Here is a 15,939-nt window from a genome sequence, read left to right as displayed (position 1 = left end):
GCATGGCCGGATCCCTCCTCGCCCCCGCGCCCCCGGCCCCCGGCCCCACAACCCCCGCCGCACCCAAGGGACGCGTTCACCGGCTGCGCCGCGCACTGTCCGAGCGCCGCACCCGCTTCGGGCTGCTCAACGCCGCCCCCGTCGTCATCTACCTGCTGGTGCTGTTCGTCTACCCGATCTTCAGCACCCTCCTCCTCAGCTTCAAAGGAGAGGACGGCGGCTGGACGCTGCACTGGTACGCGAACGCGCTCCAGGGCTCCAACCTGGAGGTCCTCCTCACCACCCTGCGGATCTCCGCCGAGACCTCGCTGCTGAGTCTGGTCATCGGGTTCCTGCTGGCCGCCGCCGTCTCCCGGCTCAAGCCGCTGTGGGCAGGGCTGGTGATGGTCATCGTCATCGTGCCGCACTTCATCAGCGCCCTGGTGCGCACCTACGGCTGGATCATCCTGCTCGGTGAACACGGCGTGGTGAACAACGCCCTGACGGATCTCAACGTCCCCGGCGCTCCCTTCCAGTTGCTCTACAACGAGATCGGCGTCGTCATCGGCACGACCTCGGTGATGCTGCCGTACACCGTGCTGCTGCTCTACGCGGTCATGAAGGGCATCGACCGCAGACTGCCGGCCGCCGCGGCCAGCATGGGCGCCGGACGGCTGACGATCTTCCGCCGGGTCTACCTGCCGATGGTCGCTCCCGGCCTGGTCAACGCGGGCATCCTGTGCTTCATCCTCTGCCTCGGCTACTACCTGACGCCCGCCCTCATGGGTGGCCCGAAGCAGACCATGGTGGCCTCGCTCATCAGCGAACAGGTGATGAAACAGAGCCAATGGAACGGCGCCGCCGCGCTCGGCATCATCCTGCTGCTCCTCACCTTCGCGGGCCTGCTCATGCTGCGGCTGATCAAGGTTCTGAGCGAGGCCGCGAAGAATCGAGGTATCTCATGATCGCGCTGCGCTCGACCCTGGCCGGGCGGATCACCCTGACCGCCGCGTCCACGCTGATCCTGCTGTTCCTCGCCCTGCCGATCATCCTCATCGTCGTCACCTCCTTCGGCAAGGACGCGTTCGGCTCCTTCCCTCCGGACTCCTGGACACTCGGCTGGTACAAGTCGCTGTTCGCCGACGGCAGCAAGTGGCCGGCCGCGCTCTCGCTGAGCGCCCTGGTCGCCTCACTGACCACCGTGTTCTCGCTCGTCCTGGGCGTCACGGCGGCCACGGCTCTGGTCCGCAGCAACCTGCCGCTGCGCTCGGCGGTCTACGGCCTCGTCCTCGCCCCGCTGGTGATCCCCCAGGTCGTCGTCGCCCTCGGCCTGTTCCTGCTCTTCGAGCCAGCCGCGATGCTCGGCAGCCCGATCGCCATCGCCCTCGGCCACACCGTGCTCGCCTCACCGATCGCCGTGATGATCCTCATGGCCACCCTGAAGGGCATCGACGAACGGCTGGAGGACGCGGCAGCCAGCATGGGCGCGAACCGCCTGACCGTCGCCCGGCGCATCACCCTCCCGTTGGCCATGCCCGGCATGATCGCCGCCGCGATCTTCTCCTTCATCACCAGCTTCGACGAGTTCTTCATCTCCATGTTCCTGTCCTCGGTGGACACCGTGACGCTGCCTGTCCAGGTGTTCAACGTCCTCCAGTTCGACGTCGACCCGTCGGTGACGGCCATCAGCGCGGTGCTCATCGCGGTCGCCGTCCAGGCCCTCGCCCTGGTCGCCGCGGTACGCCGGCTCGGCGGCGCCGGCAAGCAGGACGGTCTGCTGCCGACGGAGCCCGCGGCGGGCCTGTCCACCGGGAGCGAGACCTCATGACCACCAGCACCGGCACCAGCACCCCGGCCGGTGAACTGTCCGCCACCGCGGCCAGACACCTGCTGCTCAACATGACCCCCAACGGCTCGCTCGGCCCCGAGGGCGAGGACCTCCTCGTCGTTCGGAGGGGGGAGGGCCCGTACGTCGACGACGCCGACGGCAGGCGCTACATCGACGGCCTGTCCGGTCTGTACTGCTGCCAGCTCGGGTACTCCTACGGCCCCGAGTTCGCCGAGGCCGCCGAACGGCAGCTGCGCGAGCTGTGCTACAGCCCGCTGTGGACCTCCTCCGCGCACCCGACGGCCATCGAACTCGCCGAGCGGTTGTCCCGGATCGCCCCTGTCGACATCGAGCACGTCTTCTTCTCCAGCGGCGGCGCCGAAGCCGTCGAGAGCGCCTGGAAGATCGCCCGCCGTTACCACGCCCTGCGCGGCGAGCCCGGCCGCGTCAAGGCGATCGCCCGGCGCGGCGCCTACCACGGGCTGACCATCGGCACCCTGTCGCTCACCGACGACCCCGGGCTGGCGGAGCCGTACGGCCCGCCGGCGATCGACACCCGGTTCGTGGCCAACACCAACCGGTTCGGTCTTGGGCCGGAGTACGCGGACGACGGCGTGTACACGGCCCGGCTGCTCGCCGAGCTGGAGGCCGCGATCCTGGCCGAGGGCCCGGAGACGATCGCCATGCTGATCGCCGAGCCGGTGCAGAACCGGGGCGGCTGCATCACCCCGCCGGCCGGTTACTGGCAGGGTCTGCGGGCGCTGGCCGACCGGTACGGCTTCCTGCTCGTCGCCGACGAGGTGATCACGGCCTTCGGGCGGCTGGGGGAGTGGTTCGGCGGTGACCGCTATGGCGCCCGCCCGGACATGGTCACCGTCGCCAAGGGCATCACCGCCGGATACGCCCCCATGGGCGCCACCCTCGTCAGCACCAAGGTCACCGAGGTCATCAACCGGCCCGGCGTGGTCCTCAACCACGGCTACACCTTCGCCGGGCACCCGCTGAGCGCGGCCATCGCCCTGCGCAGCCTGGAGATCATGGAACGGGACCGGATCCTGGAGAACGTCCGTGGCCTCCAGGACCACTTGGCGGGCCGGCTGACATCCCTCGCGGACCTGCCGATCGTCGGCGACGTCCGGGGCGCCGGGTTCTTCCACACCTGCGAACTCGTCGGCGATCTCGACGGCGGCGGTTTCAGCGACCCCGCTCGCGCCGAGCTGATCGTCGACCTGATCCCGCGCCGGCTGCGCGAGGCCGGCCTGCTGGCCCGCGTCTACAACCGGTCCGCGCCGCTGGTCCAGATCGCGCCCCCGCTGATCAGCGACCGGGCACTTCTCGACCGTATCGCCGACATCCTCGCGGAGACCCTCGCCGAGGCGTCCGCCCGCATCTGATCCCTGTTTCGGAAAGGAACGACATGTACTCCATCGGTCCGCTGACCGTCGCCCCCGGCGAGCGCGCCCAGGGCCTCATCCCGGTCGGCACCAGCAGCTACGGCGTGGAGCTCGGCATTCCGCTGATCGTCGTCAACGGCGTCCAGGACGGCCCGGTCCTGTGTGTGGACGCAGGCGTGCACGGCGACGAGTACGACGGCCAGGAGGCCGTCCGCCGGGTCCTCGCCGAGCTCGACCCGGCCACCCTGCGCGGAACCGTCGTCGGCATCCCCTGCCTGAACACCCCGGCCTTCGAGGCGGCCGCCCGCACCAGCGGCCTCGACCACCTCAATCTCAACCGCATCTTCCCGGGCGACGCGGAGGGCTCGTACTCCCAGCGCCTGGCCGCCACCTTCGTCGAGCAGGTCGTCCCCGCCATCGACGCCCTGGTCGACCTGCACACCGGTGGCGCCTACGGCGAGATCGCCCCGCTCGTCATCCTCCAGGGCGGCTACGAGGACCTGGCGACGGACCTCGCCCTCGCCGCCGGTCACGAGCTGGTCTGGAAGGGCGGCAAGTGGGGCGGCACGGTCCGCCACCCCACCCTGGCGGCCGGCAAGCCCGCCATCACCATCGAGGTCGGCGGCGGCACCTACCGCGAGGCCAACGTCGAGACGCACATGAACTCGATCCGCAACGTCCTGCGCCGCCTCGGCATGATCGACGGCGAGGCGGAGCTGCGGGACTTCTACACCACCGTCTCCGGCACCTTCGCCCGCTCCGCCTCCGGCGGCTTCTTCGTCGCTCGCGCGGAGCCGGGGGAGACGTGCAAGGAAGGCGACCTGATCGCCACCATCGTCGACCACTACGGCAACACGCTGGAGGAGGTCCTCGCCCCGCAGGAGGGCATCGTCCTCTGGGTGCGCCGGATCCGCACGGTCCGTCCGGGCGACGAGGTCGTCATCTTCGGCGAGGTGCACGGGGAGATCCGGCCATGACCCGCGAACTGCGGCTGACCGAGCTGCTGATCGACGGCAAGCAGGTGCCCGCCGCCGACGGACGCTCCTTCACGGTCCTCGACCCGTCCGACGGTACGGTCCTCGCCCAGGTCGCACTGGCCGGCAAGGCGGACGTGGACCAGGCGGTGGCGGCGGCCCGCTCGGCCTTCACCTCGCCCGAATGGGCCCGTATGCGGGCCGCCGACCGGGGCCGGGTCCTGTACCGGATCGCCGAGGCCATCCGGTACCAGGGTGAACGGCTGGCCCGGCTGGAGAGCCAGGACGTCGGCAAGCCGCTCAGCCAGGCCAAGGCCGATGTCGAGGCGGCGGCCCGCTACTTCGAGTTCTACGCGGGCGTCGCCGACAAGCTCGGCGGGACGACGATCCCCCTCGGCCCCGGCCTGATCGACTACACCGTGCGCGAGCCGATCGGTGTCTCGGGCCAGATCATCCCGTTCAACTACCCGCTGCAGAACACCGCGAGGGGCTCCGCCCCGGCGCTGGCGGCAGGCTGCACGGTGGTGCTCAAGCCATCGCCGGAGGCGCCGCTCACGCCGCTGGAGATCGGCAGGATCGCCCTGGAGTGCGGGCTTCCACCGGGCGTTCTCAACGTCGTCCCCGGTGACGGCGAGACCGGCGCGGCCCTCGCCGGGCACCCGGACATCAACCAGGTCACCTTCACCGGCTCGGTGCCGACCGGCATCAAGGTCGCCCAGGCCGCCGCGGCCAACGTGGTGCCGTCCGTGACCGAGTTGGGCGGCAAGTCCCCGGTCGTCGTCTTCGCGGACGCCGACTTCGACCTGGCGCTCGGCGCCGTCGCCGCCTCGGCGTTCGGGAACGCCGGGCAGACCTGCTCGGCCGGTACCCGGCTGCTGCTCCAGCGAGGTGCCGAGCAGTTCCTGGACAAGCTCGTCGCCCACGCGGCCTCGCTCCGCCTGGGCCCTGGGCTCGCGAACCCGGACGTCGGTCCGCTGGTCGCCGCCCGGCAGCGCGACCGGGTGCTGGGCTACCTCGAAGTGGCCCGGCAGGAGGGCGCGGTGGCGCGGGCCGGCGGCGGTGCGCCGTCCGATCCGGCCCTGGCCGACGGCTACTACATCGAGCCGACCGTCCTCACCGGCCTGACCAACGACGCCCGGTGCGCCCGCGAGGAGATCTTCGGGCCCGTCATCACCGTCATCGACTTCGACGACGCCGACGAGGTCCTGGACATCGCCAACGACAGCCAGTACGGCCTGGCCTCCTATGTCTGGACCCGTGACATCGACAAGGCGATGCGTCTGGCCGAGGGCATTCGTGCCGGGCAGGTCTACGTCAACGCCACCGGCGTCGGCACCGGCGTCGAGCTCCCCTTCGGCGGCTACAAGCACAGCGGCTGGGGCCGGGAGAAAGGCCTGGAGGCGCTGGCCAGCTACACGCAGACCAAGAACGTCTGCATCGGATTCGGAAGCCGGCCATGAGGTACCGCACGCTCGGAGAGCGCGGGCCGGCTGTCTCGGTGGTCGGTGTCGGCGGCAACAACTTCGGCGCTCGACTGGACGAGGAGGGCACCAAGGCCGTCGTCCACGCGGCCCTCGACGCCGGGATCACGCTGTTCGACACGGCCGACACGTACGGCGGCTTCGGCGAACGGGGCGGCTCGCGCGGCGACGGCGAGCGCCTTCTCGGCGCCGCCCTCAAGGGGCGCCGGGACGAGGTCGTGCTGGCGACCAAGTTCGGTATGGAGATGGGGTCCGAGGCCGACCTGTACGGACGGCGGGGCGCCCGCTCCTACATCCGGTACGCCGTCGAGGCGTCCCTGCGCCGCCTGGGCACCGACCGGATCGACCTGTACCAGTACCACGAGCCGGACGGCGTCACCCCGCTCGACGAGACGGTGGCCGCGCTCCGGGAACTGGTGGACGAGGGCAAGATCGGCCACATCGGCTGCTCCAACCTTCCGGCCGAGCAGCTCACCGACGCCTTGGTCTCCACCCAGGCCCGCTACCACCTGCTCGACCGCGACGTGGAGCGGGACCTGATCCCGGCCTGCCTGCGCCACGGCGTCGGCCTGCTGCCGTACTACCCGCTGGCCAACGGCCTGCTCAGCGGCAAGTACCGGCGCGGCGAGCAGCCCCCGCCCGGCAGCCGCCTGTCCTGGCGGCAGGGCTGGCTCACCGACGCGGCCCTCGACCGGGTCGAGGCGCTCACCGCGTACGGCACCGAACGAGGACTCACCCTCCTCCAGGTCGCCGTGGGCGCACTGGCCGCCCTGCCCGCCGTCGGCTCCGTCATCTGCGGCGCCATGACCCCCGAACAGGTCACCGCCAACGCGGCGGCGGCCGACTGGATCCCCGACCCGGCCGACCTGGCCGCACTCGACGCGATCGTCGCCCCCGGCGAACGCGTCGTCTGAAGCCCCCCGGCCCACACCCCTGGAAAATCCGGAAACCCCGCGAGACCGAGGCAGAAAACCATGCGAGAGATCGTCACCTTCGACGCCTATGCGACCCTGATCAACTTCGAGCTCGGCCCCACGACCCTGAAGGTTCTCGAGGATCGGCTGGACCTGGACAACCTGGACGTCGACGAGTTCCTCGACGACTTCCGCGTCATGCGCTTCCAGGCCGTCCTGGAGGCCTACCGCCCGTACCACGAGGTCCTGCACTCCAGCCTGCGCAACGCCACGCGCCTGCACGGCCTGGAGTACCGCGAGTCCGACGGCGACGCCCTCGTCGAGGCGGTCCCCACCTTCGGTCCCTTCCCGGAGGTCCCGGACGCGCTGCGCGCCCTGAAGACCAAGTACGAGATCGCCATCATCTCCAACACCGACGACAACATGATCGCGCGGAACGTCGAGAACATCGGCGTCGAGTTCGACCACGTCATCACCGCTCAGCAGGCCGGCGCCTACAAGCCGGACCGCCAGACCTTCGAGCACGCCTTCAAGGCCATGGGCGTCGAGCCGTCCCAGGTCATCCACACCGCCCAGGGCTGGGAGTACGACCACATCCCGACCCGTGACCTGGGCCTGAAGCGCCGGGTGTGGATCAACCGTTACGGCCGCCTCGGCAGCGCCGACTACCAGCCGTACGACGAGCTGCCCGACCTGTCGGGCCTGCCGAAGCTGCTCGGCTGCTGACAGCACGGCGACACAGCGACACGGCGACACAGGACCGAGAACACAGAGGACGCACGCCATGAAGCAGATCCCCTACTGGCTGGACACAGCCCCCGCCCTGCCCGACCGTTCCGGAAAGGACCTGCCCGACGAGGCGGACGTGGTGGTGATCGGCGGCGGCCTCACCGGCCTGTCCACCGCCTACCACGCCGCCCGCAAGGGTGCCCGGGTCGTCCTGGTCGAGAAGGACAAGGTCGGTTCGGGCGCCTCCGGGCGCAACGGCAGCATGTGCACCCAGGGCATCACCATCAGCCCCGCAGAGGCCCGTAAGCGTTTCGGGCAGGAGCGGGCCCGTGAGCTGTACGACTCCTTCCGCGAGGCGGTCGATGTCGTCGAGGAGCTCACCCGCACCGAGAACATCGACTGCGACTTCAACCGCTCCGGGCGCCTCGGCGCGGTCTGCAAGCCCGGGCACTTCGATGGCCTGCGGGCCAAGCAGCGCGATCTGGCCGACAACTTCGGCCACGAGACGATCGTCCTGAGCAAGAGCGAACTGCGGGCCGAGCTCGGCACGGACTACTACCACGGTGCCCTGCTCGACCCGCTCAGCGCGGGCCTGCACGTGGGCAAGTTCGTCGGTGGCCTGGCAGATGCCGCCGAGCGTGTCGGCGCCGAGATCCACGAGCGCAACGCCGCCACCGGCCTCACCCGCCGCCCCGGCGGCGGCTTCCTGGTGGAGACCATGAACGGCACCATCCGTGCCAAGCAGGTCATGGCGGCGACGGACGCCTACACCGACAAGTCGATGCCGTGGTTCCGCAAGCGGCTGATCAACGTCGGCAGCTTCATCATCGTCACCGAGCCGCTGGGGGAGCAGCGCGCCAAGGAGCTCATCCCGAACGGTCGCCTGCTGGTCGCCCACAAGAACGTCGGCCACTACGTCCGCCTCACCCCCGACAACCGCCTCGCCTTCGGCGGCCGGGCCCGCTTCGCCCCCTCCAATCCGGCCTCCGACATCAAGAGCGGCGACATCCTCAAGCGGGAGATGACGGAGATCTTCCCGCAGTTGGCCGGGACGCGGATCGACTACGTCTGGGGCGGCATGGTCGGCTTCTCCTGGGACCGTATCCCGCACGCGGGTGACGTCAACGGCCTGTACTACTCCATGGGTTACTGCGGTCACGGCGTCCAGATGGCCACCTACATGGGCCGCGCCGTCGCCGAGATGATGGACGGCAAGCCGGAGGCCAACCCCTTGCGCGGCTTCGGCTTCCCGAAGGTGCCCGTCCCCTTTTACAACGGCACCCCCTGGTTCCTCCCGTTCGGCGGCGCCTACTACAAGGCGAAGGACAAACTGCTCTGAGCCGGCGCCGACGCTGGTGACACCGCGAGGACTCACCGCGAATCAGGTCGTGGGAAGTCCCCGCGGTGTCGGTTCGCGCTGCCCCTGCCGCCGCCGCGGTTGACGCCGGCGGCGCCAACGGCAGCCACCGCTGCCACGCGCGCACTGGGCGTTGACGGGTCACCTATCATCCTGGCAGGTGACCCGTCAACGCTCACTTACACTCGTCTACATGAAGGAGACGGTGCGGTGGCTGACCCCGGAGGAGCAGCACGCGTGGCGGAGCTTTGTGCGGTTGCATGAGCGGCTCTTGGGCCGGTTGGCGCGTACGTTGCAGGCCGAGTCGAAGGTGTCGGGCCCGGACTTCGCGGTCCTGGTCCATCTGACGGATGTGCCGGAGGGGCGACAGCGTTATCAGGACCTGTGCCGTGCTCTGGAGTGGGAGAAGAGCCGGATGTCCCATCACATCGCGCGGATGGCCGGCCGAGGGCTGGTGGTGCGGGAGGAAGCCCCTGATGACGCGCGAGGGGCGTTCGTGGTGATCACCCCGGTGGGGCGGGCAGCGATCGAGGCGGCGGCTCCGCGCCATGTGGAGGCGGTGCGGGAGTTGTTCCTGGACCATGTCACGCCGGCTGAGCTGCGGATGCTGGGCGAGATCTCCAGTCGTGTGGTGGCGAAGCTGGACGAGGACCCGTCCTGAGCCCGTGCCCGGGCTCCACCCGAACCCGGGTTTCCGGCGGCTCGGGCGAAGGCGTGGTTCCTCAGGCGGCGCCGTGCAGCAGACGCGCCAGTTCGCCGTCCACGCCCAGACCGTCGGCCTCCCGCCCGACCGGGAGGCGGGGGCTCTCCTGACCGGCCGGTGCAACGACCGCAGATCATTGATCTGATGAACCGCAGGGGAATGGCTTGGCCGAGCGAGCCCGGGGAGTGTCGAGTCGGCGTCGGCAGCGGAATGGCTGCGAGCGGGTGCTGCCATCGAAACCGGTGTGCCCGCCCGCAGCTTGCTGCCGTTCGTCTGGCTACTTGTTGACCAGCGACATGTGGTGCTCGTTGTAGCGGTCTCCCTGTACGCCGACCCGGCCGGCGAGTTCGTTGAGGTCCGACAGTTCGTCGGCGGAGAGCGGCAGTTGGGTGGCGCCGATGTTCTCCTCGACGCGCGCGATGCGTCGTGTTCCGGGAATCGGAACGATCCACGGATGTTGTGCGAGCAGCCAGGCGAGCGCGACCTGCCCCGGTGTGGCGTCCTTGGTCTGCGCGAGCGTTGCAATGTGCTGGACGAGAGCCTGGTTGGCCGCTCGATTCTCGGCCGTGAACCGTGGAATGGTTGTCCGGACATCGCCGTCCGCGAACGACGTCGAAGCGTCCACCGCCCCGGTCAGGAACCCCTTGCCGAGCGGGCTGAAGGGCACGAACCCGATTCCGAGTGCCGCGCACGTCGGCAGGACCTGTGACTCGGGATCTCGGGTCCACAGCGAGTACTCGCTCTGCACCGCCGTGACCGGGTGGACCGAGTGAGCACGGCGGATGGTCTCCGCACTGGCCTCCGAGAGCCCGAAGCAGCGGACCTTGCCTTCCTGCACGAGCTCGGCCACCGTACCGGCGACGTCTTCGATCGGCACCTGTGGATCAACGCGGTGCTGGTAGAACAGGTCGATCGTCTCGACCCCGAGCCGTTCGAGGGAGGCTGTGGCGACGGCACGGATCTGCTCGGGCCGGCTGTTGAGTCCGACCGACGCACCGTTCTCGATGCGGAATCCGAACTTCGTGGCGAGCACCACTTGGTCACGTACCGGAGCGAGGGCCTCCCCGACGAGCTCCTCGTTGACGTACGGGCCGTACACCTCCGCGGTGTCGAAAAACGTGACCCCGCGGTCCACGGCCCCACGGAGCACGGCGATCATGTCGCTTCGATCGCCCGGGTTCGGGCCGTAACTCTGGGACATTCCCATTGCGCCGAGACCGATGGCGGAGACCCGCAGGTCTTGCCCGAGTGTTCGGGTGTGCATTTTTCCTCCTTGCTGCTGTCAACACCGGTGGCTGCGCTCCAGCCGTACTGTGGTCGAGCGTGCCGGGCAGACCGCGTTGATACGGATGCCGTGCGGCGCGTGTTCGAGGGCCGCGCTGCCGGTGAGGCCGATCACGCCGCGGCCTGACGCGTTCACCGCGCTGTCCCCGGGAACAGGCGTTTGGCGTTGGCCGTCGTCAGGGAACGCCACGTGGTCCCCTCCACCGGTGACTCCGCCGCGTCGATCGCCGCGATGTGGGCGTCGGCCGGCGGGGGAGGCGTCCAGCAGTAGTCGCTGCCGAACAGCACGCGGTCGGGATCGACCAGCTGCAGCAGTGCGGGGACCTGGCGTGGGAAGGCTGGGCCCGCCAAGTCGTAGTACAGGCCCCGTAGTTGCTGCACGGCATCCAAGGAGGGTGAATTCTCCGAAGGCAGGAACATCCTCATGAACTCGTTGATGCGGTCGGCCAGGACGGGAACCGCGCCACCGCAGTGCGGAACGATCACCTGCATGTGCGGATGGCGCGTCAGGACGCCCGCCAACACCAAGTCCGTGACCGTACGGGCCGTGTCGAAGATGTACTCGACCATCGGCCGCGGCCTGCCGAGCGCTGACTGTTCCCAGCACACCGGTGAGGTGGGGTGCAGGAAGACCACGGCCCGCCGGCGGTCGAGTTCCGCGAAGACCGGGTCGAGGCGCTGGTCACCCAGGTACACACCGTGCGTGTGGGTCAGCAAGGCCACGCCGTCGGCGTCGAGTTCGTCGAAGGCGAATGCGATCTCCTCCAACGAGCCGTCCACGTCCGGCAGGGGAAGCGACACGAAGTTGCCGAAGCGGCCCGGGTGGTCTCGGGTCAGCTCGGCGGTGTACTCGTTGACGCGCCGGGCGAGGAGGCGGGCCGCCTTGTCGTCGCCGAAGTGCACGCCGGGGGAGGACATGGACAGCATGGCGGTGTCGATGCCGTTGCGGTCCATCAGGTCCAGGTGCGCTTCCACGGACCACGACGGCCAGCCGCCCATGCCGTCGGGGTGGGTGTGGCCCGCCGCTGTCGCCTGCTGGACGTAGAAGTCGGGCAGGAGGTGGGCGTGGACGTCGATAAGGCCGGAGGACATGAAAGGGATCCTCTTCTGCTGGGTCTCGCTGGGTCTTGTGTCGAGGTCGGATGTCGGACTCGGCTCACTCCACCTGCTCGCGTCCGGCCAGCCGCACCTCTTCGCTGTCCAGGGCGGCCTGGAGCTGACGCAGCACGGTGTCGTCGATCTCTCGCTCGTCGCGCAGACGTACGACGGTTGCGCGTCTGTGGGCGATGAGGGCGAGGCGGAGGTCGGTGTAGTGGCGGTTGTGGAGCAGGGCGGGATCGTCGTCGGTGCCCGCGCCCCTGGCCCGTACGGTGGCCAGGTGGGCCTCGTACTCCTGGCGCAGCCACTCCATGACCTTCGGGGTGGTGCCCAGTTCGGCAGCGAGTCGGGGCAGTGCCTTGATGGCTTCCTCGGTCGCCTTGGTCTCGGCGAGGACCTGCTCGTCGTCGACGGACGTGTCGCGCGGCAGCCGGGCCCACCGCACCACGCCCGGCAGCAGCAGTCCCTGCACCACGAGTGTCACCACGATGACACCGGAGGTGACGAAGACGATGAAGGCACGGTCGGGGAAGGGCTCACCCGAGTCGAGGGTCTCCGGCACCGAGAGCGCCACGGCGAGCGACACCGCGCCCCGGAAGCCCGCGAACCCACTCACGGCGCGTGCCCGGTGAGTGATTCGGCGCAGTCGTTGCTCAGGACGCCGGTCGATCACGCGGATCAGGTAGGCGGAGGAGAACAGGAACGCGAACCGAACCATGACCAGCACCACGCTGACCACTCCGATCGCGATCAGGGCGTCTTGGCGGTCGGACCGGCTCAAGTGGCGCAGCGCGTATTGGAGTTCCACTCCGACCAGGACGAAGAGCGCGCCGTTGATGATGAACGTGGCCAGCGGCCAGAAGGCCATTGCCTGGCGACGATGCTCGGCGCGGATGAGGCTTGGAGCCACCTGGGCCATGATCAGCCCACTCACGACGACCGCGAGGACACCCGAGGCGTGGATCAGCTCGGCGAGCAGAAACGCAGTGAACGGCGCCAGGATCATCACGAGATTGCCCAGCAGGGGATCGTCCAGGCGGCGTCGCAGATTCATGTTGACCCAGGCGACCACCACGCCTACGGCGGCCCCGCCGCCGTAGGCCAGGAGGAACAGCGCGCCTACGTGCGGAAGGGTGAGGTGTTCCTCGCCGACGGTGAGACCGACCGCCAGGCCGAAGATGACCAACGCGGTGCCGTCGTTGACGAGGCTTTCGGCACGCAGCACGGTGATCTGACGGCGCGGCAGAGAGCGGGCCAGGACGCCGACCGCTGTCGCGTCGGTCGGAGCCACCGCCGCGCCCAGCGCCCACGCCGGTCCCCACGGCAGTCCGAGCGCGTGCCCGGCGACCGCCACGGCCCCCGCGGTGAGGATCACCAGCACCGTGCTGAGCAGGACGATGCCCCGCAGGTTCGAACGTATCTCCCGCATGGACGTGGTGAGGCTCTCCCAGTACAGCAACACCGGCAGGAAGAGCAGCAGGACCACTTCCGGCGGTAGTTGAGTCTGGCGCACGGCTGGGACCAGTCCCAGAAGAGCGCCCACGACAAGCAGCACGACGGGCGGTGCGACGCCGAAGCGCTGTGCGACGACCTGGCCGACCAGCACCGCCACGCCCAACAGCACGATGAGTTCGAGACCGAGCATGGCGCTTACTCCTGTGTTGGGCGGACTACTGGCGGGAGTTCAGTGGCCCCCACCGGGAAGGTCTTGATCATCTGGGTACCAGCCGCAGTGTCGTCGAGCGTGCCGCCACCATCGGGTTGACGTACGCGCCGCCAAAGCGGCCGTACTTGGTGCGATACGCGGTGTCGAGGCGGTCGTTGGTCTCGGAGTCCGCCACCTCGACGAGGGTGACGTTCTTGTAGACGCCGCCGGAGCGGATGTGCCCCTCGTGGCTAGCGCGGGCCGCGCGCCACCAGCCGCCGTCCGTACCGCGGAAGGAGCGGACGTACAGGTCGTCACCGTCGCGGACGACCCAGATCGGCACCGGCCCCCGCAGGGTGCCGTCACGCCGGAGCGACACCATTTCCAACTCGTCGGCCTTGGCGATGCGGTTGAGCTCGTCGCTCGTCCATGTCGGCATCGGCGTTTCTCCGATCTCCGGGATGCGGTGAGGAATGGTTGGCAGCGCGGACCTGTGGTCAGGTGACAGTGGTGATCAGTCTGTCGGCGACGGTGAAGCGGGCGAAGAACGCGGTGAGGGACTGACGGATCTCCTCTGGCCCGGTGCGGCACCCGGCCCAGGGCGTCAGTGCCGGGTCGCTCTGCTCGGCCGCGATGGCGGGGCGCGGTCGCCGCTGGTTGGTGCCGGCGGTGATGGGCGCCGCCGATCGGTGCCCACCACCGCCGGGGCTCATGTCATGGACGCAGCAGCGCCTTGATGGCGCGACGCTCGTCCATTGCCTTGTAACCTTCCGCGACTTCGTCCAGGGACAGGGTGAGGTCGAAGACCTTGCCCGGGTTGATACGGCCGCTGAAGACGCGCTCGATCAGGTCGGGAAGGTAGGCGCGCACGGGGGCGGGGCCACCGCGCAGGCCGACGTGGGAGAAGAAGAGTTGCAGGCCGTCGATCCGCACGTCGTGCGGCATTCCGACGAAGCCGACGTTGCCGCCGGGGCGGGTGGACTGCAGGGCCTGCTGCATCGACTGCTGGGTGCCGACGCACTCGAGGACGGAGTCGGCGCCGAGGCCGTTCGTCAGTTCCTTGACGCGGGCGACGCCTTCCTCGCCGCGCTCGGTGACGATGTCGGTGGCGCCGAACTCCAGGGCCAGCTTCTGCCGGGACTCGTGCCGGCTCATGGCGATGATGCGTTCGGCGCCCAGTTCCTTCGCGGCGATGACGCCGGACAGGCCCACCGCGCCGTCACCGACGACCACGACCGTCGAACCGGGCTTGACCTCGGCGGCCTTGGCGGCGTACCAGCCGGTGCCCATGACGTCGGACAGGGCCAGCAGGTCCGGGATCAGCTCCCCGGCCGGCTGCTCTGGGGTGGCGACCAGGGTGCCGTCGGCGAGGGGGACGCGGACGTACTCGGCCTGGCAGCCGTTGACCCACTGCGCGTGCTGGCAGGAGGTGTGGTAGCCGGCCTGGCAGATCGGGCAGGTGTTGTCGGAGGCGACGAAGGAGCCGATGACGAACTGGCCCGGCTGGACGCCCGACACGTCGCTGCCGACCTCCTCGACGATGCCGACGTACTCGTGGCCGATCGGCTGCGGCCCGGTGACCGGCAGGACACCCCGGTAGCTCCACAGATCGGAGCCGCACACGCAGGCGGCGACGGTGCGGATGACCGCGTCCGTCGGTGCCGTGATCTTCGGTTCCGGGGTGTTCTCCACCCGGATGTCACCGGGCGCGTGAATGATGGTTGCTCGCATGATGCCTTCCCAGCTCTTGTCGGATCTGTCGGGGCGTCAGGGACGCCTACGGGTGCTGATGCGCGGGCCGTGGTACTCGTCGTCCGAGACGTGGTCGAGCCAGGTGGCGTCGTCCGTCTCCCGCAGAGCGAGATGGGTCATGAACTGGTCGAGGGCTGCTTCAGCAGTTCCATGGTGTGTCGCCGGACTGGGCCGGCCTTGTCCACGATCTCCTTGAGCTGGCTCATCGCGGTCATGGCGTTGGGCCATCCGGCGTAGAAGGCCAGATGCGTGATGGCCTCGATCAGCTCGTCCTCGGTCACGCCGTTCTCCAGCGCCTTGCCGAGGTGAAAGCTGAGCTGGTCGTTGCGGTACAGAGAGGCGAGAGCGGTGACGGTGACCAGGCTGCGGTCGCGCGGGGACAGACCCGGCCGCTCCCAGATGTCGCCGAACAGGACCGTGTCGGTCACCTCCGCGAGCTTGGGGGCGAACTCCTGGATCGCCGGCGGCGCGAACTTCTTCCGTTCGGGCACGGGTGGTGCTCCTAGCATGTGTTCAGGGATTCAGGCCGCCCGGTCCTCGGCCGGGGGCTCGTTCAGGTACGCACCGAAGAGCGAGGTGAGCTTGGCGAAGGAGCCGTACGGGGCGATCTCGTCGACACCGCGCGACACCCGTGCGCCGCCGACCCCGTCGCGCAGCACGATGTCGCCCTCACTCTCGCCCTGGTGGACGGTGTCGAAGCCGTGCTCGGCCAGTCGCCGGGCGCGGGTGCCGGGAGCGGGGAGACGACAGGCAGGTGTCAGGCCATTGCCGAGGAACCTGACATTCGTCGGCACATTCGTC

17 protein-coding genes and 1 pseudogene are annotated in these 15,939 nt (G+C 69.5%); 9 read left to right on the top strand and 9 right to left on the bottom strand.

Annotated elements, in window-relative coordinates; all coding sequences use genetic code 11:
• The first annotated feature begins 2 nt into the window (after positions 1 to 2).
• The 9 genes from ACTWQR_RS05920 to ACTWQR_RS05880 all read left to right on the top strand — a co-directional run bounded on the left by ACTWQR_RS05920 (position 3) and on the right by ACTWQR_RS05880 (position 9,317).
• The gene (locus tag ACTWQR_RS05920) at positions 3 to 944 is read left to right on the top strand and encodes an ABC transporter permease (RefSeq protein ID WP_443225822.1); all 942 of its coding nucleotides are present in this window, start codon (positions 3 to 5) and stop codon (positions 942 to 944) included.
• On the top strand, positions 941 to 1,807 hold the full coding sequence (locus ACTWQR_RS05915) for an ABC transporter permease (RefSeq protein ID WP_443225821.1): 867 nt from the start codon (positions 941 to 943) through the stop codon (positions 1,805 to 1,807). Before ACTWQR_RS05920 ends, ACTWQR_RS05915 begins: the two co-directional genes overlap by 4 nt.
• Entirely contained in the window at positions 1,804 to 3,201 is a 1,398-nt protein-coding gene (locus ACTWQR_RS05910; protein WP_443225820.1) for an aminotransferase class III-fold pyridoxal phosphate-dependent enzyme, read from the top strand. Before ACTWQR_RS05915 ends, ACTWQR_RS05910 begins: the two co-directional genes overlap by 4 nt.
• Before the next feature lie 23 nt (positions 3,202 to 3,224).
• Positions 3,225 to 4,178: a succinylglutamate desuccinylase/aspartoacylase family protein gene (locus ACTWQR_RS05905; RefSeq protein ID WP_443225819.1), complete on the top strand. Its 954-nt coding sequence runs from the start codon at positions 3,225 to 3,227 to the stop codon at positions 4,176 to 4,178.
• On the top strand, positions 4,175 to 5,635 hold the full coding sequence (locus tag ACTWQR_RS05900; protein ID WP_443225818.1) for an aldehyde dehydrogenase family protein: 1,461 nt from the start codon (positions 4,175 to 4,177) through the stop codon (positions 5,633 to 5,635). The genes ACTWQR_RS05905 and ACTWQR_RS05900 overlap by 4 nt, the downstream gene beginning before the upstream one ends.
• Positions 5,632 to 6,570, top strand: a complete 939-nt coding sequence (locus ACTWQR_RS05895; RefSeq protein ID WP_443225817.1) for an aldo/keto reductase — start codon at positions 5,632 to 5,634, stop codon at positions 6,568 to 6,570. Before ACTWQR_RS05900 ends, ACTWQR_RS05895 begins: the two co-directional genes overlap by 4 nt.
• Before the next feature lie 60 nt (positions 6,571 to 6,630).
• Positions 6,631 to 7,296 (top strand): haloacid dehalogenase type II, encoded by a 666-nt coding sequence (locus tag ACTWQR_RS05890; protein ID WP_443225816.1) that lies wholly within the window; start codon positions 6,631 to 6,633, stop codon positions 7,294 to 7,296.
• A 58-nt stretch (positions 7,297 to 7,354) separates the two neighbouring features.
• Positions 7,355 to 8,638 carry an NAD(P)/FAD-dependent oxidoreductase gene (locus ACTWQR_RS05885; protein WP_443225815.1) on the top strand — a complete coding sequence of 428 codons (1,284 nt, stop codon included), beginning with the start codon at positions 7,355 to 7,357 and terminating at the stop codon, positions 8,636 to 8,638.
• 211 nt (positions 8,639 to 8,849) lie between these two features.
• Positions 8,850 to 9,317, top strand: a complete 468-nt coding sequence (locus tag ACTWQR_RS05880; protein WP_443225814.1) for a MarR family winged helix-turn-helix transcriptional regulator — start codon at positions 8,850 to 8,852, stop codon at positions 9,315 to 9,317.
• A 319-nt stretch (positions 9,318 to 9,636) separates the two neighbouring features.
• Here the strand turns inward: ACTWQR_RS05880 and ACTWQR_RS05875 are convergent, their stop codons facing one another.
• The 9 genes and pseudogenes from ACTWQR_RS05875 to ACTWQR_RS05835 form a co-directional block, all read right to left on the bottom strand.
• Positions 9,637 to 10,623 carry an aldo/keto reductase gene (locus ACTWQR_RS05875; protein WP_443225813.1) on the bottom strand — a complete coding sequence of 329 codons (987 nt, stop codon included), beginning with the start codon at positions 10,621 to 10,623 and terminating at the stop codon, positions 9,637 to 9,639.
• Positions 10,624 to 10,671: 48 nt separating this feature from the next.
• Positions 10,672 to 10,794 (bottom strand): annotated as a pseudogene (locus ACTWQR_RS05870) (SDR family NAD(P)-dependent oxidoreductase); the annotation flags it as partial.
• Positions 10,776 to 11,735 carry an amidohydrolase family protein gene (locus ACTWQR_RS05865; RefSeq protein ID WP_443225812.1) on the bottom strand — a complete coding sequence of 320 codons (960 nt, stop codon included), beginning with the start codon at positions 11,733 to 11,735 and terminating at the stop codon, positions 10,776 to 10,778. The gene ACTWQR_RS05865 and the pseudogene ACTWQR_RS05870, both read right to left, overlap by 19 nt.
• 64 nt (positions 11,736 to 11,799) lie before the next feature.
• Positions 11,800 to 13,386 carry a Na+/H+ antiporter gene (locus tag ACTWQR_RS05860; protein WP_443225811.1) on the bottom strand — a complete coding sequence of 529 codons (1,587 nt, stop codon included), beginning with the start codon at positions 13,384 to 13,386 and terminating at the stop codon, positions 11,800 to 11,802.
• A 67-nt stretch (positions 13,387 to 13,453) separates the two neighbouring features.
• A complete protein-coding gene (locus tag ACTWQR_RS05855) occupies positions 13,454 to 13,825 on the bottom strand; it encodes a DUF2255 family protein (protein WP_443225810.1) in 372 nt (123 codons plus the stop codon).
• A gap of 58 nt (positions 13,826 to 13,883) precedes the next feature.
• The gene (locus ACTWQR_RS05850) at positions 13,884 to 14,099 is read right to left on the bottom strand and encodes a hypothetical protein (protein ID WP_443225809.1); all 216 of its coding nucleotides are present in this window, start codon (positions 14,097 to 14,099) and stop codon (positions 13,884 to 13,886) included.
• Position 14,100: 1 nt separating this feature from the next.
• Positions 14,101 to 15,117, bottom strand: a complete 1,017-nt coding sequence (locus tag ACTWQR_RS05845; protein WP_443225808.1) for a zinc-dependent alcohol dehydrogenase family protein — start codon at positions 15,115 to 15,117, stop codon at positions 14,101 to 14,103.
• Positions 15,118 to 15,254: 137 nt separating this feature from the next.
• Complete coding sequence (locus tag ACTWQR_RS05840; protein ID WP_443225807.1) at positions 15,255 to 15,629, bottom strand: carboxymuconolactone decarboxylase family protein; 375 nt, start codon at positions 15,627 to 15,629, stop codon at positions 15,255 to 15,257.
• 30 nt (positions 15,630 to 15,659) lie between these two features.
• On the bottom strand, positions 15,660 to 15,932 hold the full coding sequence (locus ACTWQR_RS05835; RefSeq protein WP_443225806.1) for a hypothetical protein: 273 nt from the start codon (positions 15,930 to 15,932) through the stop codon (positions 15,660 to 15,662).
• Positions 15,933 to 15,939: the final 7 nt, after the last annotated feature.

This window comes from Streptomyces sp. 2A115 (assembly GCF_052245575.1).
Taxonomy (GTDB): domain Bacteria; phylum Actinomycetota; class Actinomycetes; order Streptomycetales; family Streptomycetaceae; genus Streptomyces.
This window is presented reverse-complemented; position numbering and strand designations above follow the sequence as displayed.

Bases quoted from the DNA above. Each gene is read 5' to 3' on its own strand.
- ACTWQR_RS05920 (WP_443225822.1), top strand. From the start codon at position 3: ATGGCCGGATCCCTCCTCGCCCCCGCGCCCCCGGCCCCCGGCCCCACA.
- ACTWQR_RS05915 (WP_443225821.1), top strand. From the start codon at position 941: ATGATCGCGCTGCGCTCGACCCTGGCCGGGCGGATCACCCTGACCGCC.
- ACTWQR_RS05910 (WP_443225820.1), top strand. From the start codon at position 1,804: ATGACCACCAGCACCGGCACCAGCACCCCGGCCGGTGAACTGTCCGCC.
- ACTWQR_RS05905 (WP_443225819.1), top strand. From the start codon at position 3,225: ATGTACTCCATCGGTCCGCTGACCGTCGCCCCCGGCGAGCGCGCCCAG.
- ACTWQR_RS05900 (WP_443225818.1), top strand. From the start codon at position 4,175: ATGACCCGCGAACTGCGGCTGACCGAGCTGCTGATCGACGGCAAGCAG.
- ACTWQR_RS05895 (WP_443225817.1), top strand. From the start codon at position 5,632: ATGAGGTACCGCACGCTCGGAGAGCGCGGGCCGGCTGTCTCGGTGGTC.
- ACTWQR_RS05890 (WP_443225816.1), top strand. From the start codon at position 6,631: ATGCGAGAGATCGTCACCTTCGACGCCTATGCGACCCTGATCAACTTC.
- ACTWQR_RS05885 (WP_443225815.1), top strand. From the start codon at position 7,355: ATGAAGCAGATCCCCTACTGGCTGGACACAGCCCCCGCCCTGCCCGAC.
- ACTWQR_RS05880 (WP_443225814.1), top strand. From the start codon at position 8,850: ATGAAGGAGACGGTGCGGTGGCTGACCCCGGAGGAGCAGCACGCGTGG.
- ACTWQR_RS05875 (WP_443225813.1), bottom strand. From the start codon at position 10,623: ATGCACACCCGAACACTCGGGCAAGACCTGCGGGTCTCCGCCATCGGT.
- ACTWQR_RS05865 (WP_443225812.1), bottom strand. From the start codon at position 11,735: ATGTCCTCCGGCCTTATCGACGTCCACGCCCACCTCCTGCCCGACTTC.
- ACTWQR_RS05860 (WP_443225811.1), bottom strand. From the start codon at position 13,386: ATGCTCGGTCTCGAACTCATCGTGCTGTTGGGCGTGGCGGTGCTGGTC.
- ACTWQR_RS05855 (WP_443225810.1), bottom strand. From the start codon at position 13,825: ATGCCGACATGGACGAGCGACGAGCTCAACCGCATCGCCAAGGCCGAC.
- ACTWQR_RS05850 (WP_443225809.1), bottom strand. From the start codon at position 14,099: ATGAGCCCCGGCGGTGGTGGGCACCGATCGGCGGCGCCCATCACCGCC.
- ACTWQR_RS05845 (WP_443225808.1), bottom strand. From the start codon at position 15,117: ATGCGAGCAACCATCATTCACGCGCCCGGTGACATCCGGGTGGAGAAC.